Genomic DNA, 23,705 nt, shown 5'->3' with positions numbered 1-23,705 from the left:
TGGCTGTGCCGTGGGACGACAAGCCCGAGCGCCACCTGACTCAGCATACCAAGGACCTTGCATGTTCGAACTGGACCATGAGTTGGCACAGGACATCGTCGAGCGCGCGATGGCCATCCTGCCCTGCAACGTCAACGTCATGGACAGCCAGGGCCTGATCCTCGGCAGTGGCGAACCTGAGCGTATCAACACCCGCCACGAAGGCGCCCAGCTGGTGCTGGCCAACGCGCGCATCGTCGAGCTCGATGGCGAGGCAGCCAAGTGTCTCAAGGGCGTGCAACCTGGCGTGAACCTGCCGCTGATGCTCGACGGCAAGCTGGTCGGTGTGCTCGGCCTGACGGGCGAGCCTGCGCAGTTGCGCACATATGGCGAACTGGTGCGCATGACGGCGGAGATGTTGCTTGGCCAGCGGCACCAGCAGCAGGAACAGCAATGGCGTCGGCAACGCAGCGAGGATCTGCTGGCACTGCTGCTGGCCGGTGGTGGCAATACCCCACGCTTGCTGGACGAGGCCCGGCAGCTCGGGCTCAAGCCGTACCTGGCGCGAATACCCTGCCTGTTCGAACTGGACAGTGGCCTGGCTGCCGATGCGCTGTCGGCCTGGCTGATGAATCGTTATCCGGACAGCTGGTGCCTGAGTGCCGCCCAGCATTCGCTGCTCTGGTGCCGCCCGGCCAGCCCGGTGCTGGACGAGCAGCGCCTGCTCGAACGTCTGCAGCGGCACGGTTGGGCAGTGATCCGGCTGGCCACCGGTGTCGCGACCGACAACCTCGAGCAACTGCGCAGAGGGTACCGGCGGGTGAGTGACCTGCTGGCCTACGGTCGCGAAATACTGCCCGGCGAGCGCCTGCTGAGCCTGCAGCGCTACCGGGTGCCAGCACTGCTCTGGCGCCATCGCGACGACGACGCCCTGGCCGAGTTGCTGGAACCCTTGCAGCGTATCCGCAGCCGCGATGCCAGCGGGCAATTGCTGGCGACCTTGCGCGCCTGGTGCAGCCACGACGGCCAGAGCCAGGCCTGTGCCGATGCCTTGGGTATCCACCGCAACAGCCTGCGCTATCGCATGGAGCGGATCGCCGAACTGGGCGAGGTCGATCCGTTGAAACTCGAAGGGCTGCTGAGCCTCTACCTGGGCTTGCAGCTGTGGCCGGTGGAATGAGCGCCTGGCGCCGCCGGCATTTGCCCAAACAAGCCTGGCGGCCTTTGTGCATCCGACCGAGGCCCGCTGGTGACCTTGCTGTCAGCATGCCAGTCATCTGGACCAGGAGAATCCCATGAAGATCGTCATCGCCCCCGATTCGTTCAAGGACAGCCTCGACGCTGCCGGTGTCGCTCGTGCCATCGCCACCGGTGTGGCCAATGCCTGGCCAGGCGCCCAGTGCCTGCAATGCCCGATGGCCGATGGCGGCGAAGGCACCATGGAGGCGATTCTCGCCGCCAGTGACGGCGAGCTGCGTCGTCAGGTCGTGCGTGGCCCGCTTGGCGAGCCGGTCGAAGCTGGCTGGGGCTGGCTCGCGCAGAGCCGTACCGCCATCATCGAGATGGCCCAGGCCAGCGGCTTGCAACTGGTGCCGACCGGCCAGCGCGATGCTTGTCGCAGCAGCACCTGGGGCACCGGTGAGCTGATCGCCGCCGCCCTGGCTGCCGGTGCGCAGCGCATCGTCCTGGCCATCGGCGGCAGTGCCACCAACGACGCTGGCAGCGGCATGCTGCGTGCCTTGGGCCTGCGTCTGCTGGATGACCGGGGCCAGCCACTGGAGGAGGGCGGCCTGGCGCTTGGCCGGCTGGCGCGCATCGATGCCAGCGACCTCGACCCACGTCTGGCTGAAGTGCAGGTGGACGTGGCGGCCGATGTCGACAACCCGCTGTGTGGCGCCAACGGCGCATCGGCGATCTTTGGCCCGCAGAAGGGCGCGACGCCCGATCAGGTGCAGGCGCTCGATCAGGCGCTGGGGCACTTTGCCGACCATTGTGGCGAGCTGCTCGCCGAGGATGTACGTGACTTCCCTGGCTGCGGCGCGGCCGGCGGCATGGGCTTCGCCGCCAAGGCATTCATGGGCGCGCGGTTCCGGCCGGGCGTCGAGGTGGTGGCCGAGCTGGCCGGCCTGGATGCCCTGGTGCGCGATGCCGACCTGGTCATCACCGGCGAGGGCCGTTTCGATGCCCAGACGCTGCGTGGCAAGACGCCGCTGGGGGTGGCGCGTGTCGCCCTGCGCCACCGGGTGCCCGTGGTGGTGTTGGCCGGCACCTTGGGCGAGGGCTATGAAGCGTTGTATGCCCACGGCATCGATGCCGCGTTCGCCTTGGCCAGCGGGCCGATGAGTCTGGAGCAGGCCTGCGCCGACGCCGAACGGTTGCTGCAGGCGCGCGCCGGTGATATCGCACGGCTGTGGCAGTGCGCACGGCGGTCGGCCTGAGTGCGTCGTCAAAGGCAGGCGCGTTCCCCGGCGGCGGCGCTGGCCGGATGCTCCTGCAACCGGGGCGTGGCCACCGGGCGGCTGAAGTAGTAGCCCTGAGCGATATCGCAGCCGGCCAGTTTCAGGCATACCACCTGTTCGCGCGTCTCGACCCCTTCGGCCACTACCTCCAGGCCGAGCCTTTTGGCCAGGATGATGGTGGAGGAGACGATCGGGCTGTCATCGTGGCTGTTGGACAGTGGCGCGATCAGGGCCCGGTCGATCTTCAGCTTGCTCAATGGCAGCGACTGCAGGTGGGCGAAGCCGGCATAGCCACGGCCGAAATCGTCCAGGCTGACGCCGAGCCCGGCCTGGCGCAGGCGGTGCAAGTGTTCGATGGCCATGCCCTCGGGATCGAGCACGGCCGTCTCGGTGATTTCCAGTTCCAGGCGCTCGGCAGCGATGCCCTGTCGACGCAGCTCGTCGAGCAGACGTTCGCTGAAGTCCGGCTGACGTAGCTGCAGGGCAGACACATTGACCGCCAGCCTGCCCGAATAGCCCTCGCTGGCCCAGTCGATCAGCGTGTCACAGGCCAGGCGCAGCACCTCCCAACCTAGCGCGACGATGAAGCCGCTGCGCTCGGCCAGGTCGATGAAACGATCGGGGTAGAGCAGCCCGAAGGTCGGATGCTGCCAGCGCACCAGTGCTTCGTAGCCGGTTACATCGGTCGTGTCGAGACGGATCTGTGGCTGAAAATGCAGGACGAACTGGCGTTCCGCCACGGCGTTGCCAAGCGCCTGTTCCAGTGTGAAGGCCTGGATGTCGGAGCGGTTCAGCGAAGGGTCGAAGAACCGGTACTGGGCCCGCCCGGCCTGCTTGGCCGAGTACATGGCGGCATCGGCGCAGCGGATCAGGCTGTCGACATCCTGGCCATCGCGAGGGCAGATCGCCACGCCCACGCTGGGGCTGGTGTTCACTTCCTGGCCGTCCAGCGCATAGGTGGCCGACAGCTTGTCGACCAGGCTGCGCACCCAGGCATCGATCTGCTGTTCGCTGCGTTCGCCGGCCAACAGCACCACGAACTCGTCACCACCAAAGCGCGAGGCTTCGTCACCAGGCTGGAGCATGCGCGTGATGCGCCCGGCCACGGCTTGCAAGAGCAGGTCGCCGATCTTGTGCCCGAGCGAGTCGTTGATCGACTTGAAACGGTCCATGTCGATGAACAGGATCGCCAGCAGGCGGCGTTTGCCGCGCTGCTGGACGAGTGCCTGGTCGGCGATCGCGACGAACTGGCGCCGGTTGTGCAGGCCGCTGAGGTGGTCGGTGGCGGCCGCCTGGCTGCTGTGTCGGTGTGCCTGTTCCAGGCGTTCGATCAGTTGCTGGTTGACCTGCTGGGCCTGCTCCAGCGCGTTGAACGCCTCCTGGCGCTTGCGCAGCAACCGCAGGGTCCACGCCAGGCTGGCCACGATCATCAGAGTCATGCCCAGATTGAGCCAGAGTTGCCGTGCATAGGTCAGCCGGTACACCGCCAGGATCTCCTCATGCCGCTGGCTGAGCACCACGCTGTAGCCACGCGCGGAGTCCCGCCGATACAGACTCTGATAAGTGCCTTGGGCAGCATACTGGGTGATCTGGCCTGCGTGCCGTCCGTCCTCGGGCAGGTCAGGCAGCAGCGGCTCGCCTTCGACAACCGTGCCCGTGGCCGCGATGCGCAGGCGTTCGCGGCCATCGTCCTGGACCAGACGAACCAGGCCGCTGGAGCCGAGTTCAACGTGTTCGAAAGCCGCAGCCAGGTAGGTAACGTCCACCCATATCGCCAGGACGGCGTCCAGCCGCCGGCCGCTGGTATCGGCCAGCGGCAGTAGAAACGGCAGCTGACCGGCAATGCTCGGTCGCTCCTCGGCGCCTGGCTCCCAGTGGGGCAGGAATGCCTCGAAGCCATGACGCTGGACCTGCGCGCGCGACGCTTCTATCCAGGCAGCACGCAGCCGTGGTGCCTCGTCCGCGTGGCTGGATGCGAGCAGTTGACCTTGCCGGTCGTACAGGCTGACTCGATCGAGGGCCGGATCCGCGGCCAGTATGCGTACCAGGTCGGCGCCGCGCGGTGCCGGTGACATGCGCCCGGCGAGCGTGCCGCGGCCCAGCGCCTGCAAGCGATCGAGCAACTGGCGCAGCTGTCGGGCGGCCATGTTCGTCAGGTTCAGTTGCTCGACGGCCTTGGCTGTCAGGACGTGCTGGCGGGAGGTGCTCTTCTGGTCGAAGTACAGGCCCCAGAGAAACGTCAGCATGACCGTGCAGGAAACCAGCAGGAGCAAGGGCAGGTAGCCCGTGGAGGAGACATGACGACGGTTCACTGCGCGGATTCCGAACCTGAATGACGGCCGGACATTACGACAGCCGTATGACAGCAGGATGACTAATGGCCTTTTGCCTCGTGTTGATCGAATGGCAGCAGGGCTTCGCCGACCGTGGGGGCGGCCGTAGAGCCGCGATAGGCCGCGCAGCGGCCTCAGGGTCCGGCAAGTGACAAGGCCTTGGACAGACTCACCGACAGTTGCTCGGGCGTCACGAGTCCGCGAGTGTTTCGTCCGCGGGGCCCAGCAGGTCGCTTGCACGGCTGTCCAGCAAGGTCCCTGCCTGGAAATAACCCATCACCGTATTGACGCTGCGGTGCTCGGTCATGGCCATGACTTCGCCAAGCGGCACCCCCTGGCGGCCGGCTTCGGTGACGAAGCCCGAGCGCAGGCTATGGGCGGCCCAGTCACCGTCGAGACCGGCCAGGCGCGCCCGACGCTTGACGATACGCGCCACCTGGTCGCCCGAAAGCCCGTCGCTGCCTACCCGGCCGCCTTTGTACAAACGGCGGAACAACGGCCCCGAATCGCTTGGCGCGACTGCCAGCCAGGCGCTCAGCGCCCGAGCCGCCGGGCCGCGCAGCGGTTTCTCGCGGCGCACGCCGCCGGTGTCGGTCTTGGTCGCTCCCAAGGCATATAGCCAGGTGTCGGCGTCCAGCCGTCGCAGATGCTCGACCTGCAGGCCGACCACCTCGGAGCGCCTTCGACCTCCGCCGCTCCAGGCCAGCAGCAGCAGGGCGCGATCTCGAACGCCACGCACGCCATCATCGCAGGTGGCGAGCATTGCTTGCAGCGGCTCCATGACCACCGCGGTCTTCTTGCGCACGGCCACACCCTGGCGTGACTGCGCCTTGCGCGCTTCGCGCAGCAAGGTCCTGACCGCGGGCGTCTCGCAAGGGTTGTCCCAGCCCCGTAAGTGATGCCATTTGGCCAAGACGGCCAGACGATGGCTGACGGTGTTGAAGGCCAGGGGGCCTGGCCTGGCCTTGATGCCGGCGGCGACCAGTGCCGTATCCAGGTGGACAGGTAGCAGGTGGCTCCAGCTTCCGCTGCCATCCGGACGTGCCAGGTGATCCACGATGAACTGCACCACGACAGCGGCCGGCAGGCCTGCATCACCCAGCGTCCTGGCATAGCGCAGCTGCAGCCAGCCGGCCCAATAGCTCAGCGCGCTGCGATAGCTGCGTACGGTATTGGCCGCTGTTCCAGCCGTCATGAAGGCTTCGGCAGCGGCGCGAGCGCTTTCATCCAGTCGATGAAGGGTCAGGGGGCCTGAAAAGCTCTGCAAAATCGGTTTTGTATTTTTCATTACGTTCAACGTATTATATATTACATTCTGGATTTTTAAGGTCGGATAACGATCACTTATCGGACCTAATATAGTGGAGAGCGAGCCATGGCGGTAGGCGTACCGGAAAATGACGTGTTCGCAGCGGCCGATGCCGTGCTGGCGCGGGGCGAGCGGCCAACGGTCGAGCGGGTGCGCCTGGAGCTGGGGCGAGGCAGTCCGGCGCGGGTCGGCGCCTTGCTCGATCAGTGGTGGGAACAGCTGGCCAGCCGCCTGCGCGGCGAAACCCGCTTGCCTGCCTTGCCCACCGAAGTAGCCCAAGCCTTCGTCGCCATCTGGCAGCAAGCCACGCTGCTGGCCCAGGGCGTGGTCGAGCAATCGCTGGCGGGCCAGCGACAGGTGCTGGTGGAGGAGCGCGAACAACTGGCAGCGCTGGAGGCACGTGCACGCCTGGATGTGGCGCAGGCGCGGCAACAGACGAACGAAGCGCACAGCGCCCGGCAGGCGATCGAAACCCGCCTGGGCGACCTGGAACAGCTGCTGGCCCAGCGCCTGGCGCAGATCGAGGATCTACGCCAGCAGCGCGAGGAATTGCTGGGCCAGCGCGACGAGGCGCGCCAGCAGTTGGCCCAGACCCGACAGCAGCTGCAAGACAGCCAGCAACAGGCCGAGCAGGCCCGCGCCGAGCAGCAGCGATACACCCGCGATGTGGAAGACCGGGCGTTTCGGGAGATCGATCGTGCGCGCGAAGAGAGCAAGGCGCTGCATGCCCAGCTCAAGGAAGCCAACGCCAGGCTGCAAACGTTGCAGCAGCAGTTGTTGGCCAGCCAGACCGAACTGGCCGAAACCCGCGAGCAGCGTGCGACGGTGCAGGCTCAGGCCCAGGCCTTGCTCGAACAGCGCGACCAGGCTCGTCAGACGCTGAACGACACCACGCAACAGCTCCATGCAGAACAGGCGCAGATCCAGCGAACCCGCGCCGAGCTGGCCGTAGCCCGCGAACAGGCCGCCGCCGCGCAGGCCCGCGCCGATACCCTCGGTCAGCAGCTGACCGCCATCGGCAACGCCCCAGCGGCGCCGGCGCGACGACCCCGCAAGGGCAAGTAGCAGTCGCAGGCTCCAGGCTCCAGGCTCCAGGCTCCAGGCAGGAGACGTGTGGCTGACAGACGCGCACAAAAAGCGCATGGCTTGCAGCTCCAAGCCCCTATCGGAACCGAGCGGCAGAGAAGGGCGCCAGAGCCGCCTCGGCCTGCCTGGATCCGCTCATGGCCTGAGCCAGCAAGCGGCCCGTGCCAGCAGCTCCGGTCATGCCCAGGTGGCCATGGCCGAATGCACACCACAGGCCCGAATGGCCTGGCAGCTCGCCAAGCACCGGGAGCGAGTCGGGAAGGCAGGGGCGGTGCCCCATCCATTCGATGGGTTGAGCGATGTCCAGGCCTGGAAGCGCCGCCTTGGCGTGCTCGCCGAGCAGCCGCGCTCGCAGGCTGCTGGGCAGGCGTTCCAACCCACCGAACTCGACCGTGCCGGCGGCGCGCAGCCCACCCGCCGTCGGGGTGACGAACACCTTGCGATCAGCGAGCACGACGATACGCTGGATCATGTCCTGTGCCTGTGGGAAGCGCAGGTGATAGCCACGCTGCGTTTCCAGTGGGACCTTCACGCCCAGCGGCCCGAGCAGCCTCGCCGACCAGGCACCTGCGGCGAGGACCACCCGCTGGCTTTCATGGTCGCGCCGTTGCCCCTTGACGAGCCACCCGGCAGGCGACCTCAGCAAGCCGGTGACCTGGTCCTCGATGAAGCTCACGCCCTTGCTGCGCAGATACTCGGCAATCTGCCGCGAGTAAGCCTGCGGATCCTTGATCCAGGGCTGGTCGGGAAGGTAGTAGCCCGTCGGGTAGCCGTTGCCTAGGGCGGGCTCCAGGCTGCGGATGTCGCTGGGCCCAACCTTGACCATCTGCAGACCATGCCGGCTTTTCAGGGCCCAGCCGGCGGTGTCCTTGGCCAGCGCCTGCTGGTTCGGATACAGGTGCAACTGGCCGGTCTCGACGATCAGGTCGGCGCAACCTGCCGCGGCGGCCAGGCGCTTGTGCTGCTGGACGGCGTCGCCGATCAGACCATGTAGCGCATGAGCGATCTGCGCCACTCGGGCCGGGCGCGCAGAGGCGATGAATCGGGCCATCCACGGCGCGACGTGCAGGATATAGCTGGCTGGCACATGAAGTGGGCCGGTGGGATCGAACAGCATGTTCGTGGCCTGCTTGAGCACACCTGGCATCGCCAACGGCGCGACCGCTCCGGACGAGAGGGAGCCGGCATTTCCGGATGAACACCCGGCACCTGGGGCCGATGGCTCGATGATCCTTACCTGCTGGCCGGCGTCGAGCAGATGGTACGCGGTACAAAGGCCGACGATGCCTGCGCCGATGACGATCACTTCCGAAGCTGGGGATTGCTTGAGCATTTCGATTCCAGTGTCAGGACAATTGCCCGTCTGCGGATGCAGGCAACACGCCTGTTTCACCATGGGTATATCGCAGGCCGATACGGTTGGCGTTTCCTGAGCTATCCTGCCGCTGCCAACGAGGACGTCGCTGCCGGCGTGGTGCCCCGTCGCGCCGGCCGGTTTCCCCGTATAGGGGCGGTTTGTACCCGTATCGAGAGGTCGCGCACCATGAACACGCAAGATTCACCCCTGTTCGTCCAGTCGCTCGCCTCTGGCCTGTCGATCCTGGATGCCTTCACCGCCGAGCGGCCTAGCATGAACCTGCCTGAACTGGCGCAGGCTGCCGGTGTTACCAAAAGCGCCGCCCAGCGCTTCACCCATACATTGGTCGCCCTTGGCCTGTTACGAAAGGACCCGGTATCCAAGCGGTACTCGCTGTCGGTACGTGTGCTCGACTGCGGATGCCGGTATCTCCAGGCCAACGTCCTGCTGGAGCGCGCCAACCCCTACCTGCTGGACCTGAACCGACAGCTTGGCGAAACCGTCAACCTGGCCGAGCCCGATGGCGATGACATGGTCTATGTCGGGCGTTTTCCCAGCATTCACCGGGCCGTGGTGCACATGCCGGTGGGCCGGCGGCTGCCGATCTTCTGTTCGTCGACGGGCCGGGCATACCTGTCGGGGTTACCGGACGACGAGGCCAGAGCTGCCCTGGAGCGGATGCAGCGGATCGCCTACACGCCGCATACGGTGATCGAGCTGGACGCACTGATGGAGATGATCGGCAAGGTGCGAGAAACAGGCTATGCCTACAGCATCGAGGAATACTACCTGCACGACCTGACCTTCGCCGCGCCGGTGCTGGATATCTGGGGCACGGTGGTGGCATCGGTCAATGTTTCCGTCTCCACGGCCTTCTGGACGGTCGAGAAGGCGCTCGAGGAGATCGTGCCCAAGCTGCTGCACACGGCCAACCTCATCTCCACTCGGCCACCGACGCCGCGCGCCTGTGCGCCATTTCGGATAGGCTATGGCAAAACCCGATGAAGTCCTGGCCAGGCGTGGGCAGCAAGCTGCGACACGCTCGAGGCCGGCCCCGACGTTTCAGTGAAGGACACTCACATGCAGCGCGCCACTGCTTCCACCGTACTTTCCATCCAGTCCCACGTGGCCCTGGGGCATGTCGGCAACGATGCTGCGGTATTTCCTCTGCAACGTCTGGGCTTCGAAGTATTGCCGGTCCATACCGTGCAGTTTTCCAACCACACCGGCTATGGCCAGTACCGTGGCCAGGTGTTCGAACCGTCGCACATCCGCGAGGTTCTTACCGGCTTGCAGGAAAGAGGCGCGCTGGCGCAGGTCAGCGGGGTGCTCTCCGGCTACATGGGGGATGCGGCGATTGGCGAGGTGATCCTGGAGACGGTCGCGCAGATCCGTCGCGAGAACCCAGCGGTGAGGTACCTGTGCGATCCGGTGATGGGCGATGTCGGACGCGGGCTGTTCGTGCAGCCAGCGATCCCGGATTTCTTCCGCAACCTGGCCATGCCTTGCGCCGACATCATCACGCCGAACCAGTACGAATTCGAACTGCTCACCGCAAGCCGCCTCGGCAGTATCCAGGACGCGGTGCGCACGGCGCGGCAGTTGCGCGGACGCGGTCCCGGCATCGTGGTCATCACCAGCCTGGCCACGCCTGACATTGCCGCCGAGCGGCTTGGCACCCTGGCGGTCGACGGCGAAGGCGCCTGGCTGGTCGAGACGCCGCGGCTGAGCCTGCATCCGCTGCCCAATGGCATGGGCGACGTGTTTTCCGCGACATTGCTGGGGCATTTGCTCGATGGTCGGTCGTCGCGAGAGGCGCTGGAGCTCGCCACCGCTACCTTGTATGGCCTGGTGGGGGCGACGCCTGAAGGCTCGCGGGACCTGCCGCTGGTCGCGGCCCAGGAGCTGATCGTCAGACCTGGACAGACCTATGCCGCGGTCGATGCAGGAGCGTGTTGAGCGCCGCTACCGTTGCTGCTGGCATGGCCGTGCTTGTGTCATCGTCGCTGGGGTGTTCGCAGTGGGCTGCGAAATCCCGGGCGGGGAGATAAATCAAACTTCCCAACGCCAATGCACTCTCCTGTAGACCTCAACAGGAGAAGCCGCATGTCCGAAAAAGAGCGAACCACGCAACCATCACACCAGCCCGAAGGACCGCATTCCTCGGAAGAAGCCGAAAAAGACAATGGACAGGGCTTCGATCCGGACTCCCCCGATCTGGAAGATCCGCAAGTGGATCCCCAAGGGCCTGCGGTCCCTCCATTGGACAAGCAGTAGAGGCAATCAGGGCTTGCCGTCGAGCGGACGGCAAGCCCGACTGTTCAGCTTTCGACTTTCTTGGCCGCTTCCACGCCAGCGGACGACAACTTGATCGGGTAGGTCAGGTTGAGCTCGTGATCCACCACGCTCACGCTGCCATCATGGATCAGCCCTTGCTCCTGCAACGTCTTGAGCATGCCCGCGACGGCTTTTTCACCTCGATAGTTGTCAAGGATCTCCTTGCCCAGCCCCTGGGGATGGGCGTGCAGGAGACGTGTCAGGATTTCCGATTGAAGTGCATCATTGCTCATGGAAGACCTCATGTGTGATGGGGCTTGGGTCCGAAGGGGCGGCTCGCTTGGCACCTGCCGGCTTTTCTCGCACGCCGCGCAGCCTCGGTATCGCTTACGGTTGAGCGCCAGAAGGCGCCAAGGTTTGATTTTTTTCCAAGGCCTGCCAGCCAGCGATGCAGCGGAACGATTGCCGGGTCGCCAGGTTCACACTCAGTGAACCGGACACTCAAGGAGCAGCCGCATGAGCATCGAACGCAGCATCCCGGAGCTGGAGGCCTGGTATGCGCAGTATGACGACGTCAGTTATCGTCGCGAGTCGCCTGATGCCTACCACCACGAGCTGATCCGCACGGCCGAGGCCTTGCGTGACGACGGCGCCATCGATTGGGATGATTGGCTCGCGCTCAAGGCCCTGGCCGACGGCGCCCATGCCCATGCCCTGGAAGAAGCCGTGAAGGCCCACGTCAACGATCCGGATGCCTGAATCAACATGAAAGCCTTGAAGATCGCCACGTTCAACGTCAATGGCATCCGTAGCCGGCTGTCCGCCTTGCAAGCCTGGCTCGAGCGCGAGCAGCCGGACATCGTCTGCCTGCAGGAACTGAAGGCTGCCGATAGCGCCTTTCCCGCCCGGGAGCTGGAAGCGACCGGCTATGGCTGCCTGCACCACGGGCAGGCTTCATGGAACGGGGTGGCCATCCTGGGTCGTGATACCCAGCCCCTGGAGGTCCGGCGTGGGCTGCCGGGCATGGAGGACGACCCCCAGAGCCGTTACCTGGAGGCAGCGGTACATGGCGTGCTGGTGGGCTGCCTGTACCTGCCCAACGGCAATCCGCAGCCGGGGCCGAAATTCGACTACAAGCTGCGCTGGTTCGAGTGTCTCATCGCCCATGCCCAGGCTTCGTGCGGGTCGGAGTATCCCATGGTGCTGGCGGGGGACTACAACGTGGTACCCACCGACAGCGATGTGTACAAGCCCGAGTCGTGGCGCAAGGATGCCCTGTTGCAGCCGGAATCACGCGAGCGTTACCAGCAGCTGCTGGACCAGGGCTGGGTCGATGCCTTGCGTCACTTGCATCCCGACGCCGAGATCTACACGTTCTGGGACTATTTCCGTAACCACTGGCAGCGCAACGCAGGGCTGAGGATCGATCACCTGCTGCTCAACCCGGCCGCTGCGCCTTACCTGAAAGGCGCTGGCGTCGATGCCTGGGTTCGTGGCGAACCCCATGCCAGCGACCATGCACCTGTCTGGATCGAACTGGGCACGCGCAAACAGCGCCCGGCCTAGCTACGGCGGAGCGCGCGCATGCCAGACAAAGCGCCTTCTTCAACGCCAGCGCCAGCGAACCTGCCCTTCGTCGCGCCTGCCGCGTTCCGGTCCGCTGCGCTATTTCGCCTGACGCTGAGCTTCATGGCAGTGGTCATGCTGACCTTCGTCACGGTCGAAGGCTGGCGGGTCTGGCGCGATTACCGGCACGCCTTCGAAAATGCCGAAAGCGCCGTGTCCAACCTGGCACGGGCGACCGCCCAGCATGCCGAGGACGCCATCCGCCAGGTCGACGTGGTCACCGCATCGCTCGCCGAGCGGCTGGAAGGCGATGGGCTTGGCGCCTTCGATCACCAGCGCATGCATGCCTTGCTCTACCAGCAGGCGCAGATCATGCCGCAGTTGCACGGGCTCTTCGTGTACGATGCGCGCGGACGCTGGGTGGTGACCGACAAGGACCACGTTCCCGGAGAGGCCAACAACGCCGACCGCGCCTATTTCGACTACCACCGTACCCATAGGGGACGTGGCGTGCACATCGGTTCGGTGGTCAAGAGTCGCTCCACCGGCGACCTGATCATCCCCATCTCGCGCCGCCTCGAGACCCCCGATGGGCACTTCGCCGGGGTCATCCTCGGCACGATAAAGGTGGACTGGTTCGTCCGCTACTACGGCGCCTTCAAGATCGACCAGCGCGGCGCCCTGGTGCTGGCCAAGCGCGACGGCACCATCCTGGTCCGCCGGCCTTTCATCGGCGCCGAACTGGGCAACAGCCTGGCCGACAGCGAGATCTTCCGCAATCATCTGCCCTATGCCGACGAAGGGGTGACTGAGGCCGAAGCGGTCGTCGATGGCACCCTCCGGCTGTATGGCTACAAGGCCCTGGGCAGTTACCCGCTGGTGGCTGAAGCGGGCTTGTCGCGCGAGTCGATCCTGCAGCCATGGCGGCACGATCTGATCAAGACAGTCGTCGTGCTGTGCCTGCTGCTGCTTGGCCTGGGCGGCTTTGGCTGGATAGTGCTGCGCCAGCTACGGGAGCGGATCGCCCTGGAACAGGCGCTCGAGCAGGCACACCAGGCCCTCGAGACGCTGGCGCTCTCGGACAGCCTCACCGGCCTGGCCAATCGCCGGCGCCTGGACACCGTGCTGGAACAGGAGGCCAGACGTGCGCGCCGCCAAGGCACACCGCTGGCGGTGATCATGCTCGACATCGACCACTTCAAGCTCTACAACGACCGGTATGGCCACCTCGCCGGCGACCAGTGCCTGCGTCGCGTCGGACAAGCCATGCAAGCCACGCTCAAGCGCCCCGCCGATCTGGCGGTGCGCTACGGCGGCGAGGAATTCACCCTGCTGCTACCCGAGACCGACGAAGCGGGTGCGTGCACGATTGCCCAGGACGTGCTGCACGCCATCCGGCGCCTGGGCATCGTGCATGTAGCGAGCCCGGCGGGCCAGGTCACGGCGAGCGCAGGCATCGCGGTAGTCCGGCCTGACCAGCAGGAAGTCACCGCGGAGGAACTGACCAGCATGGCCGACGCGGCGCTTTACGAAGCCAAGCGCCGCGGACGCGACGGCTACTGGTTGCGTCCGCCGCCCGATGCCAGCCAGACCGAGGCGTGAGCGGATCCGCCACGCCACCGACGGTCACTCGCCAATCAACGGATGCAATTGCCAACGCACCGCGCTCACGCCTTTTTCCAGGCTCACGCGGCTGACCATGCGTTCCAGTTGCACCGGTGCCTGGGGGCCTGCGACGAGTTCGGCACGGACCTCCATGCGCGAAGCGTCCGGCAGGTCCTCGCTGTGCAGCGATTGCAGGCGCAGACCCCGTTCTTCGAGGCCATGCAGCATCAGGCTGCGTACCTGAATCTCGTCCTCGGCACGGCAGGTGACACGGATTTCGAAGCGTTGCTCTACCTCGCTGGCCGCCACCACATCCTGGCGATCCAGGCGCTGGGCGATATCGCGCAGCAAGATGTTGGCGCACAGCACCACCAGGCTGCCCAGAGCTGCCTCGAGCAATAGGCCCAGGCTGCAGAGCACGCCAATGGCCGCTGTACACCACAAGGTCGCGGCAGTGTTGAGCCCACGCACGTTGAAACCGTCGCGCATGATGACGCCGCCACCGAGAAAACCGATGCCGGAAACCACGTAGGCGGCGATCCGTGACGCATCGCTGGGCAGCATTCCCGGCACGGCCTGGGTCATGAGCACGAACAGACAGGCACCGATGCTGACCAGGGCGTTAGTACGCAGGCCAGTCAGGCGCTGGCGAAGTTGACGTTCGGCACCGATCAGGGCACCGAGCAGCAGGGCCACGCTGATGCGCAGCACAAAGATGTTCCAATCCATAGCAGACCTCTTGCGCGGATCCTTGTCCGCCAGGCACCGCTGCGAGCGATGCGAATGACTTGAAAAAGCGAGAGGCCAGGCGCGTTCACGCCGGATGGCGCGAGGAGGGAGGGGTATCGACCAAGGCTGGAGGATGACCACCGTCTGCCGCGAGACAGTGGCAGGGCACTGCCGGACTAGCTCGCCGCGCGGACCTGTCGCGATCGACTGGGACTGTTGTCCAATGCAGGCTCCTTGATTCAATTGCGAAATTGCGTCGCGGACCTTATGCACCGCTCAACGTTGCGTCAAGTTCAGGAACATGACAAAGATTTACCGCAACGAACGCCCGCCGAGGCCTCGCCGGATGCTAACCTTGCGCCTTTCACCACGTCATCGCGGACCGTCACATGCTGTTCAATCTCGTCGTCGTGCTTGGCACTCTGGTCGCCATGGAAGGCGTCGGTACGCTGGCCCACAAGTACATCATGCATGGCTGGGGCTGGTGGCTGCATCGCTCGCATCACGAGCCGCAGCTGGGCATGCTCGAGACCAACGACTTCTACCTGCTCGCCCTGGCGCTGATCGCCGCTGGCCTGGTGGCCTTCGGCAAGGCAGGGCATGCCCCTCTGCAGTGGGTCGGTGCCGGCGTCGCCGGTTATGGCGTGCTGTACGTGATCTTCCACGACGGCCTGTTCCACCGTCACTGGCCCTTCAAGCCAACCCCGCTGAGCCGCTACCTGCGCCGTCTGCACTACGCCCATCGGCTGCACCATGCGCGCAGGGGCCGCAAGAACAGCGTGTCCTTCGGTTTCTTCTATGCCCCTCCACCGTCGGCGCTCAAGTCAAGCCGCGCGCCGCGAGCCGCGAGCTGCAAGCCGATCGAGTCGACTCCGCCATCTCGCTTGTAACCGCATGAAGCTGCACGCTGCGTCGCATGAGGCAAGCCGATCGAGTCGATCCTACCCACTGGCTTGCAGCTCTTAACATTCCGAAACAAATCGGCTCGCTGACGCAGACCGGGGCGGCCTAGATTGAAAGTTTCCACGTGATGATGGGAGCTTTTCCTATGTTCGGGCGTCGCGATGTCCTACGCGCTGGGGCAGCCATCGGCTTGCTGGCCAGCAGTCCCTGGTTGCGTGCGCAATCCAGCGGTCAATCGATTTCGCGGCAGATCCCCTCGTCCGGCGAAGCCTTGCCGGTCATCGGCGCCGGTACTTCCGGCAGCTTCGAGGTGCAGGCTGGGTCTGCCGACTACCAGCAGCTCAAGCAGGTGCTGGAGATTTTCTTCCAGCATGGCGGCAAGGTCATCGACACCTCGCCCAACTACGGCGGCGCGGATGCCATCCTCGGGCAGTTGCTGGAAGAGGGCGGCTGGCACCGGCAGTGCTTCCTGGCAACCAAGATCGCTGCCGACAGCCCCGAAGCTGCGCGACGACAGTGGGCGCAAAGCTTGCAAAGCCTGCGCACGGACAGAGTCGACCTGCTACAGATCCACAACCTGCGCGACTGGCCTACCCAACTGCCTTATGCGCATGACCTCAAGGCCCAGGGCAAGACACGCTACGTCGGCATCACCCACTACCTGGCCAGTGGGCATGAGCAGCTGGAACAGATCATGCGTGCCCACCCGCTCGATTTCATCCAGGTCAACTATTCGGTGAACGCTCCCGAGGCCGCGCGCAGACTGTTCCCGCTGGCTCGGGAAAAAGGCGTGGCGGTACTGGTCAACCGCGCCTTCGACGATGGCCGGCTGTTCACCAAGGTCAAGGGTCAGGCCCTGCCGGGCTGGGCGAGCGAAGCGGGCATCGGCAGCTGGGCGCAGCTGTTTCTCAAGTTCGCCATCAGCCACCCTGCGGTGACCACGGTGATTCCGGCGACCAGCCGTCCGGATCGCCAGCTCGACCAGCTCAAGGCAGGTAGCGGCCCCTTGCTCAGCGAGGCGCAACAACAGGCACTGATCGAGCAGTTTTCCTGACATCATGGTCCGTTGGCGGCGGCGCCTGTACGACAGCCTTCAGCTCGAACCTGGCGAAGGCCCGGCGGTGGCCGTCGCACTGGCGCTGTTCTACCTGTTGTTCACCGGTTACTTCATGCTGCGCCCGGTACGCGAGACCATGGGCGTGGCCGGTGGGGTGGACAATCTGCAATGGCTGTTCACTGGTACTTTCGTCGTCACTCTGGCGAGCCTGCCGCTGTTCGGCTGGCTGGCGTCGCGGGTGCAACGGCGACGCATCCTCGCCTGGAGCTACGGCCTGTTCGCCAGCAACCTGATGCTCTTCGCTCTGCTGCTGGGCCGCGATCCAGACAACCTCTGGAGTGCCCGGGCCTTCTACATCTGGCTATCGGTGTTCAACCTGCTGAGCATTTCCCTGGCCTGGAGCGTCATGGCCGACCTTTTTTCCACTGAGCAAGGCAAGCGCCTGTTCGGTTTGCTGGCTGCCGGAGCGAGCCTTGGCGGGCTGAGCGGCCCGTTGCTCGGCGCTGCCCTGGTGGCGAGCATCGGCCATGCGGGTCTCCTGGCGCTGGCGGCGCTATGCCTGCTGGGCAGCATGGCCGCGGCCGGTTACCTGCATCGCTGGCGCGCCCGCCAGCCGTTGCCCGATGGCGTGGAGCATCCGGCTTCCCGGCCGCTGGGCGGCAATCCGTTCGCCGGCGCCACTGCCGTGCTGCGCTCGCGCTATCTGCTGGGCATCGCCCTGTTCGTCATCCTGCTGGCCAGCGTCAGCACGTTCCTGTACTTCGAGCAGGCACGCATCGTCAGCGAGACGTTCACCGATCGCGCACGCCAGACCCAGGTCTTCGGGTTGATCGATGCGCTGGTCCAGGCGCTGGCGATCCTCACCCAGGTGTTCTTCACCGGCCGCCTGGCCCGCAGGCTAGGCGTCGGCGTGCTGCTGGTCGGCGTGCCGCTGCTGATGGCCGTGGGCTTCCTCTGGCTGGCCCTGACGCCGGTCTTCGCGGCCTTCGTCGTGGTCATGGTGCTGCGTCGCGCCGGCGAATACGCCCTGGTCCGACCGGGGCGGGAAATGCTGTTCACCGTGCTGCCGGCCGACCAGAAGTACAAGGCGAAGAACTTCATCGACACCGTGGTCTATCGGGGCGGCGATGCGCTCAGCGGTTGGCTCAAGCGGGGGCTCGACCTGCTCGGCGAGCATCCGCAGCTAGCGATGTTCATCGGTGCGCTGATTGCCCTGGGGTGGGGCATGACGGGGCGTTGGCTCGCAGGCACGGCCAGTGATCGAGAAGCCGCGCGGCGAAACGGGTCGGCCAGCGCAGAGAGGCATTCTCAATAACGTGCCGATCGTATCAACCGGCTCGCTTGTGACTGTCTCTTATTCTATTTTGCAATTTGGATCCACTTATTTATTAAATAATCGAATAAAACAGACGAGCGGTAATGATGGCACATTGATTTAGGCCTTCCGCCGTGATGTATTTGCGCCGCCCCATCCCCCACTTTCGTGAACAAACATGCGCCCACTCAATTCACTGCTGGCAGCGTCGGTGCTGCTCAGCGGGTGCAATGGAATGCCCGTCCAATCCATCAAGGAACCCGTTCAAGATCAAGCCTTCGTCGTGCATTCGGGCGGGCCGCTGGCCTTGCTGCTCATGGGTAGCGCCGTGCAGTGGAACGAGGACTACGCCGTCACCGTCAAGCACTTGCCTTATGTCTCAGGCTCGGAGTACCAAGGTCGCGGCGATGTGCAGTTCTTCCGCCACAAGGCGCGCGCAGGCGCTCCGCAATGGCGCAACTTCCGTCCGGGCGAGGCGCTGACCGCGGTCGGCTACAACGGCCTGTACATGCGTACCGAGGGGCATGGCCAGGCGCTGCCCGCGCTGGTGCGCCTCGATGCCCATGATGGCGGGGTGATGTATGGCACCCATGACGGGCGTACCGTCAAGGGCATGTCCGGCGGCCCGGTCCTGGCTACCGATGGCACGGTGGTGGGTATCAACGTGGCCAACCTGGACAAGGGCGACCTGCGCTCGATCAAGCGCGCCGACCTGGCCGGCCACGAGCAGGTGAGCATCTTCCTGCCCTATGTGCAGATCCAGCGCGAATGGCAGCGTTTCGTCAATCAGCAGGCCAGGTTGAAAGGTGTCCCCAACCCGATCGGCCTGCCGATCGCTTCGGCGCACTGAAGCGGCCGCTCAACGTTCGCGCAAGGCTTCCCTGGCGCGATTGAGCGGCTTGATCAGGTAGTCCAGGACGGTCTTCTCGCCGGTGCGGATGTCCACGCTGGCGACCATCCCCGGGACGATCGAGAAGGCCTTGCCGGCCTTGTTGTGCAGCACGTCCGACTCGGTACGGATGTAGACCCGGTAGTAGTAGACCTCGGGCTTGACCTCGTCCTGGATGGTATCCGGCGAAATGGTCACCACCTTGCCGTCCAGGCTGCCGTAGATCGAGTAGTCGTAGGCGGTGATCTTGACCTTGGCGTCCTGGTCGGGGTGGATGAAGGCGATGTCCCGGGGATTGATCCGCGCCTCGATCAACAGCTTGTCGTCCTGCGGCACGATCTGCATCAGCTGGCCGTTAGGTGGCACCACGCCACCAATGGTCGTCACCTCGATGTCCTTGACGATGCCACGCACCGGCGAGCGGAAGGTCAGGCGCGACAGCGAATCGACACGACCGCGTATCACCTCGGCCAGCGAATCGGCTTCGGCGCTGGCCTTGGCCAGGTCCTGGCGGGCCTGCACCATGTACTCCGAGCGCGCCTCCGAGGCCTTGAGCTCCAGTTCGGAGCGCTGGCGGTTGAGACGAATCACCTCGACACGGCTGGAGGCGCCAGCCTTGGCCAGCTTCTCGGTGATTGCCAGTTCGCTGCGCACCAGCTTGAGCGACTGCTCGATGCCGGCCAGGGTGTCCTGCAGGCCACGCTTGCGAGTCTGATAAAGTTCGGTCTCGGCACGCACCAGCTCCGGCCAGTCATCCAGCGACTTGGGGAAGCTCAGCGGCTTGCCGCTGACCTCGGCCTGCAGCCGAGCGACGCTGGCCACGGCGGCGCGGTACTTGGCCTCGCTTTCGCCGACGGTCGACTGGGTCTTGATCGGGTCGAGCTGGGCAAGGATGTCTCCGCGCTCCACGCGCGACCCTTCGCTGACCTTCATTTCAGCGATGATTCCGCCTTCCAGGGACATGATCACCTGCTCCCGCGAGCTGGGGATCACCTTGCCGGTGCCGCTGGAAACCTCGACCACGGTGAACCACGCGGCCCACAGCAGAAAGCTGCCGAGCATCAGCGCACAGACCCAGACGACCCGGGTGGCGCGTACCACCGCCGCGTCATCGGCGCCATCAAGATAGGACGCCGGGGCCGCCGGCATGCGGATTGCGACGTCTTGGCTCATGCACGATCTCCGTTGGGTTGCTTGAGTCGGGCCAGGGCGACTTCACGTGGCGCATCGATCACCAGGCGCCCGTTGTCGACCACGATGATGCGTTCCACTCGCTGCAGAACGCTGAGCCGGTGAGTCGCCATGATCAGGGTGCGTCCTTGCGACCAGAGCATCAGGTCATCGAGCAGGCGGCGCTCGGTGACGTCGTCGAGCGCGGCGGTAGGCTCGTCGAGCAGCAACACGTGCGGCTGGCGCAGCAGCAGGCGCGACAGCAGCAGGCTCTGCCGTTGGCCGCCAGACAGGCCCAGGCCGCCTTCGAGGATTAGGTGATCGAGCCCCTTGGGCAGACGACGGACGAAGTCCAGTGCGCCGGTGAGCGATAGCGCCGCGAGCAGTTCCTGGTCGCTGGCCCGGCCGGCGCCGAGCACCAGGTTGTCACGCAGCGTGCCATGGAACAGACGCGCGTGCTGGGGCAGCAGCCCGACGTCACGGCGCAGGTCGGCCGGATCGATGTGGGCCATGGCGATACCGTCGAGGGTCACCTCGCCGGTGGCCAGGTCCATGGCACCGGCCAGGGCCTGCAGCAGCGTCGACTTGCCTGCGCCGTTGCGTCCGAGCACGGCGATGTGTTCGCCGGGACGGATCCTCAGCTCGGCCACTTGCAGTGCCGCCGGGCCGTCGGCGCTGTAGCGGAACGTGGCATCCTTGAGCTGGAAGTCGCCATGGATGGCGGGCAGGTGCACGCGCTTGCTGCCTTCGGGATGGTCCACTGGCAGCTCCATCAGGGCATTGAGGCCCTTGAGCGCCACCTTGGCCTGCTGCCACCGGGTCAATACATGGTTGAGCTGAGCCATCGGCGCCATCATGCGCGAGGCGAGCATGGAGGCTGCCACCAGGCTGCCGGTGGTCAGGTCGCCGGCAATCACCATCGGCGCGCCGAACACGATGACCACGGCAAACACCGCGGTCTGCACGTTCTGCGTCCAGGTGACCAGGCCGTTGGTCAGGCTGCGCAGCTTCAAGGCCGTATCGGCGGTGGTGGCGTTGTAGTGATTCCACTGTTCCTGGAAACGCTGCTCGGCTTGCAGGGCCTTGATGTCGTCGAGTCCCTGCACGCTCTCCACCAGCATGGCGTTGCGCAGCGCCGATTCGCGCATGTTGGCGTTGGCCAGCCTGGCCAGCTTGCGTTGATACAGCAGCCCTGGCAGCAGCATCACGATCAGCGCGACCACGGGGATGGCCACCAGCGGTCCGCCGATGAGGTAGAAGATGAACAGGAACAGCAGGAAGAACGGCAGGTCGGCCAGCGCGGTGGCAGTGCTCGAGGTGATCAGGTCGCGCACCTGCTCCAGCTCGCGCAACTGCGAGATGAAGGTGCCGGTGGACTTCGGCCTGACCGAGTTGCGCAGGCGCAACGCGTGTCCGTAGACCAGGTCGGAGATCCGCAGGTCGGCGCGCTTGCCCAGCAGGTCGGTGATGCGCAGGCGCATGATGCGCAAAGTGAAGTCGAACAGCACCGCCAGCAGCACGCCGCCGAACAGCACGTACAGCGTCGGCAGCGATTCGGCCGGGATCACCCGGTCGTACACCTGCATGGAAAACAGCACGCCGGCCAGCCCGAGCAGATTGGCCACCAGCGAGGCGAGCATGACGTGGCTGTAGGGCCTGAGGTCGCGCAGCACGATGCGGCGGAACCAGTGCTCATCGTAGGGCTGGACATAATCGTCGGTGCGAACGTCGGACATCGGTCGTGCCGGCCGCAGAATCACCGAGCGCCGCAGGCGCTGACCGAGTTCGAGCAACGGCAGGCGCTGCTGCAGGCCCTGGTCGCCGCTGAGCACGATGCCGACCTGTTCGCCCTCGATGCTCTGCACCACGCCGACCTGGCCATCGAGCAGCTCGACCACCAGCGGTGTGCGCCACTTGCTCAGGGCACGAGTCTGCAGGTCGCCGAACTTCACGGTCAGGCCGGCCTGGCGGGCCATCTGCCGCACCACGTCTTCCACCGCGCGGTCGGGTCGCTGACCGGCGATGCGCACGGTTTCCTCGGACACATCCAGGCGGTAGTGCCGCGCCACCAGCAGGATGGCCTCCATCCAGGGTTGGTAATCGGGGGGCTCGGCGCCCTGGCCGGCGACGGGGGGAGCGATGATCACAGCGTCATTCATGGCAGTATCCTTACGCCTTGCACAGGGCGATCCTCGAGGCCGAAAGCGCGGCGCAAACCGCCGCTGTTGTACAGGCAATCGACCTGCAGGCGTTGCAGGTCGGCCTGGGTTCCGGCCAGTTCGAAGCGTGACTGGTGGATTTCCTGCTCGGCATTGAGCAGGTCCAGCAGGGGCCGGGTACCAAGGTCCAGGTATTGCTGGCCATACAGCACCCGCGCCTCGCTGATGCTGCCTTGGCGCTGCTGCAACGCGTCCAGGCGCCGGCCGAGGCTGGCGGTCTGCGCCCGAGCCTCGGCCAGCCCCTGGGTCGCCAGCAGCACGGCAGTGTCCTGGGCGGCATCGGCCGCGGTCAGCGCATGACCGGCTGCACGCGAGCGGGCGCTGATGGCGCCGCCCTGGTAGATCGGCACTTCGAGGTTGAGATAGATCCCGGCCTGGGTGCGGTCCAGCGCGGGATTGTTGTCGTTGTAGCTGCTGTCGAGGTAATGATTGACGGTCGGCTCCAGCGACAGGGTCGGATAGGCTTCGGCCCGTGCCCGGGCCAGCTCCGCCTGGGCTTCGCTGCGCTGGGCCTGGGCGACCAGCACCGCGGGCAGGACGCCGGTCTCCGGCTGCGCTCGTTGACAAGCCGCGGCCGAGCCTTGCGGGAACTCGCCGGCTATCTCGACCGGGCCGGAAAGGCCGAGCAGGGTGGACAGGGCAGCCTGCCAGCGAGCGTACTGAGCCTTGTAGTCCTGTAGCGTGGCCAGCGCACCGTCGGCTCGCGACTGCGCCTGGATCAGGTCGGAGCGAGTACTGGCGCCCATGTCGCTGCGCTGGCGGGCCAGCTCGACGATGTCGCCGACGCCTTCGATCTGCTGGCGAGCGATTTCGATGAGGTTGCGATAGCGGCGCACCTCGATCCAGGCATAGGCGGTTTCTCGGGCCGTCTGGTCGATGGCCAGCAGAATCTGCGCCTGAGTCCGCGCGGCCCGGGCCTTGGCCGCTTCCACGGCATTGTCGACCTTGCCGAAATCGTAGAGCATCTGCTTGAGCGAAAGGCTCAGGGCCTGGGTGCTGCGGTCACCGCCATAGCCGCTGTCGACGCCGGTACGGATGCCACCGCTGATCTGCGGGTAGTAGCCGGCTTCGGCGACATTGATGCCTTCGCCCTGCTGGTACAGGTCGGCCACGGCCTGGGCGATGTCCGGGTGCCAGTTGACCGCTCGGCCGACGGCGTCCTGCAGGCCCAGTGCCGTTGCGCTGGCGGTACTGCCGAAGCGCTGGGGCAGCGCGCCGTCCTGACGCTGGGGCGATTGCAGGCGATGGGGGCTCAGATCGAGCAGTGCGGGGTCTATGGTGTCGTCTGCGGCCTGGCTGACGCAGGGCAGACAGAGTGCCATCGAGGCGAGTAGAGCGAAGGAGAGTCCGTTTCGATATCGGGCATAGGCTGAATTCACATTATTCCCTTACTTCCATGATTCCGACGCTAGGCGCCGGGCCGGTGACTGCTCACCGACCCGGCGCCTGCGA

Annotated in this window: 21 protein-coding genes; 13 read left to right on the top strand and 8 right to left on the bottom strand. The window is 65.6% G+C overall.

Annotated features, from left to right (window positions below; genetic code table 11):
• Positions 1 to 61: 61 nt before the first annotated feature.
• Positions 62 to 1,159, top strand: a complete 1,098-nt coding sequence (locus ACY8GK_RS05935; protein WP_462402577.1) for a sugar diacid recognition domain-containing protein — start codon at positions 62 to 64, stop codon at positions 1,157 to 1,159.
• Positions 1,160 to 1,274: 115 nt separating this feature from the next.
• Positions 1,275 to 2,417: a glycerate kinase gene (locus tag ACY8GK_RS05930; protein ID WP_462402576.1), complete on the top strand. Its 1,143-nt coding sequence runs from the start codon at positions 1,275 to 1,277 to the stop codon at positions 2,415 to 2,417.
• A gap of 8 nt (positions 2,418 to 2,425) precedes the next feature.
• Here the strand turns inward: ACY8GK_RS05930 and ACY8GK_RS05925 are convergent, their stop codons facing one another.
• Positions 2,426 to 4,750, bottom strand: a complete 2,325-nt coding sequence (locus ACY8GK_RS05925; protein WP_462402575.1) for a putative bifunctional diguanylate cyclase/phosphodiesterase — start codon at positions 4,748 to 4,750, stop codon at positions 2,426 to 2,428.
• A 211-nt stretch (positions 4,751 to 4,961) separates the two neighbouring features.
• Positions 4,962 to 6,059, bottom strand: coding sequence for a site-specific integrase (locus tag ACY8GK_RS05920; protein ID WP_462402574.1), 1,098 nt, complete (start codon positions 6,057 to 6,059; stop codon positions 4,962 to 4,964).
• Between the two features lie 87 nt (positions 6,060 to 6,146).
• Between ACY8GK_RS05920 and ACY8GK_RS05915 the strand changes: the two genes are divergently transcribed.
• Complete coding sequence (locus ACY8GK_RS05915; protein WP_462402573.1) at positions 6,147 to 7,145, top strand: DNA-binding protein; 999 nt, start codon at positions 6,147 to 6,149, stop codon at positions 7,143 to 7,145.
• Positions 7,146 to 7,242: 97 nt separating this feature from the next.
• On the opposite strand, the gene ACY8GK_RS05910 is transcribed toward ACY8GK_RS05915, so the two are convergent.
• Positions 7,243 to 8,499, bottom strand: a complete 1,257-nt coding sequence (locus tag ACY8GK_RS05910) for an NAD(P)/FAD-dependent oxidoreductase (RefSeq protein ID WP_196178642.1) — start codon at positions 8,497 to 8,499, stop codon at positions 7,243 to 7,245.
• Between the two features lie 210 nt (positions 8,500 to 8,709).
• Between ACY8GK_RS05910 and ACY8GK_RS05905 the strand changes: the two genes are divergently transcribed.
• From ACY8GK_RS05905 to ACY8GK_RS05895, 3 genes are all read left to right on the top strand, one after another.
• Positions 8,710 to 9,528, top strand: coding sequence for an IclR family transcriptional regulator (locus ACY8GK_RS05905; protein ID WP_196178644.1), 819 nt, complete (start codon positions 8,710 to 8,712; stop codon positions 9,526 to 9,528).
• A gap of 75 nt (positions 9,529 to 9,603) precedes the next feature.
• The gene (gene pdxY / locus ACY8GK_RS05900) at positions 9,604 to 10,482 is read left to right on the top strand and encodes a pyridoxal kinase PdxY (protein WP_462402572.1); all 879 of its coding nucleotides are present in this window, start codon (positions 9,604 to 9,606) and stop codon (positions 10,480 to 10,482) included.
• Positions 10,483 to 10,629: 147 nt separating this feature from the next.
• On the top strand, positions 10,630 to 10,800 hold the full coding sequence (locus tag ACY8GK_RS05895; RefSeq protein ID WP_196178647.1) for a DUF6021 family protein: 171 nt from the start codon (positions 10,630 to 10,632) through the stop codon (positions 10,798 to 10,800).
• Positions 10,801 to 10,844: 44 nt separating this feature from the next.
• Here the strand turns inward: ACY8GK_RS05895 and ACY8GK_RS05890 are convergent, their stop codons facing one another.
• Positions 10,845 to 11,093, bottom strand: a complete 249-nt coding sequence (locus ACY8GK_RS05890) for a hypothetical protein (protein WP_196178649.1) — start codon at positions 11,091 to 11,093, stop codon at positions 10,845 to 10,847.
• Positions 11,094 to 11,316: 223 nt separating this feature from the next.
• Here ACY8GK_RS05890 and ACY8GK_RS05885 point away from each other — a divergent pair, with 223 nt between their 5' ends.
• The 3 genes from ACY8GK_RS05885 to ACY8GK_RS05875 all read left to right on the top strand — a co-directional run bounded on the left by ACY8GK_RS05885 (position 11,317) and on the right by ACY8GK_RS05875 (position 13,968).
• Entirely contained in the window at positions 11,317 to 11,559 is a 243-nt protein-coding gene (locus ACY8GK_RS05885) for a hypothetical protein (protein WP_196178651.1), read from the top strand.
• A gap of 6 nt (positions 11,560 to 11,565) precedes the next feature.
• Positions 11,566 to 12,366, top strand: coding sequence for an exodeoxyribonuclease III (xth, locus tag ACY8GK_RS05880; RefSeq protein ID WP_462402571.1), 801 nt, complete (start codon positions 11,566 to 11,568; stop codon positions 12,364 to 12,366).
• Positions 12,367 to 12,489: 123 nt separating this feature from the next.
• Positions 12,490 to 13,968, top strand: coding sequence for a GGDEF domain-containing protein (locus tag ACY8GK_RS05875; RefSeq protein ID WP_230375922.1), 1,479 nt, complete (start codon positions 12,490 to 12,492; stop codon positions 13,966 to 13,968).
• A gap of 24 nt (positions 13,969 to 13,992) precedes the next feature.
• On the opposite strand, the gene ACY8GK_RS05870 is transcribed toward ACY8GK_RS05875, so the two are convergent.
• Positions 13,993 to 14,700: an MgtC/SapB family protein gene (locus ACY8GK_RS05870; protein ID WP_462402570.1), complete on the bottom strand. Its 708-nt coding sequence runs from the start codon at positions 14,698 to 14,700 to the stop codon at positions 13,993 to 13,995.
• Between the two features lie 389 nt (positions 14,701 to 15,089).
• Between ACY8GK_RS05870 and ACY8GK_RS05865 the strand changes: the two genes are divergently transcribed.
• From ACY8GK_RS05865 to ACY8GK_RS05850, 4 genes are all read left to right on the top strand, one after another.
• Positions 15,090 to 15,590 carry a sterol desaturase family protein gene (locus ACY8GK_RS05865; protein ID WP_230375890.1) on the top strand — a complete coding sequence of 167 codons (501 nt, stop codon included), beginning with the start codon at positions 15,090 to 15,092 and terminating at the stop codon, positions 15,588 to 15,590.
• Positions 15,591 to 15,748: 158 nt separating this feature from the next.
• Positions 15,749 to 16,657 (top strand): aldo/keto reductase, encoded by a 909-nt coding sequence (locus ACY8GK_RS05860; protein WP_462402569.1) that lies wholly within the window; start codon positions 15,749 to 15,751, stop codon positions 16,655 to 16,657.
• Positions 16,658 to 16,661: 4 nt separating this feature from the next.
• The gene (locus ACY8GK_RS05855) at positions 16,662 to 17,975 is read left to right on the top strand and encodes an NTP/NDP exchange transporter (protein ID WP_462402568.1); all 1,314 of its coding nucleotides are present in this window, start codon (positions 16,662 to 16,664) and stop codon (positions 17,973 to 17,975) included.
• Between the two features lie 235 nt (positions 17,976 to 18,210).
• Positions 18,211 to 18,825, top strand: coding sequence for a trypsin-like peptidase domain-containing protein (locus ACY8GK_RS05850; protein WP_462402567.1), 615 nt, complete (start codon positions 18,211 to 18,213; stop codon positions 18,823 to 18,825).
• A 9-nt stretch (positions 18,826 to 18,834) separates the two neighbouring features.
• On the opposite strand, the gene ACY8GK_RS05845 is transcribed toward ACY8GK_RS05850, so the two are convergent.
• Genes ACY8GK_RS05845 through ACY8GK_RS05835 form a run of 3 tightly spaced genes read right to left on the bottom strand, consistent with a single transcriptional unit; the run spans position 18,835 to position 23,575 of the window.
• Positions 18,835 to 20,037, bottom strand: coding sequence for an HlyD family efflux transporter periplasmic adaptor subunit (locus tag ACY8GK_RS05845; RefSeq protein ID WP_230375894.1), 1,203 nt, complete (start codon positions 20,035 to 20,037; stop codon positions 18,835 to 18,837).
• The gene (locus tag ACY8GK_RS05840) at positions 20,034 to 22,193 is read right to left on the bottom strand and encodes a type I secretion system permease/ATPase (protein WP_462402566.1); all 2,160 of its coding nucleotides are present in this window, start codon (positions 22,191 to 22,193) and stop codon (positions 20,034 to 20,036) included. The genes ACY8GK_RS05845 and ACY8GK_RS05840 overlap by 4 nt, the downstream gene beginning before the upstream one ends.
• A complete protein-coding gene (locus ACY8GK_RS05835; RefSeq protein ID WP_462402565.1) occupies positions 22,190 to 23,575 on the bottom strand; it encodes a TolC family outer membrane protein in 1,386 nt (461 codons plus the stop codon). The genes ACY8GK_RS05840 and ACY8GK_RS05835 overlap by 4 nt, the downstream gene beginning before the upstream one ends.
• Positions 23,576 to 23,705 lie beyond the last annotated feature (130 nt).

This window comes from Pseudomonas sp. Marseille-QA0332 (genome assembly GCF_054950175.1).
This window is presented reverse-complemented; position numbering and strand designations above follow the sequence as displayed.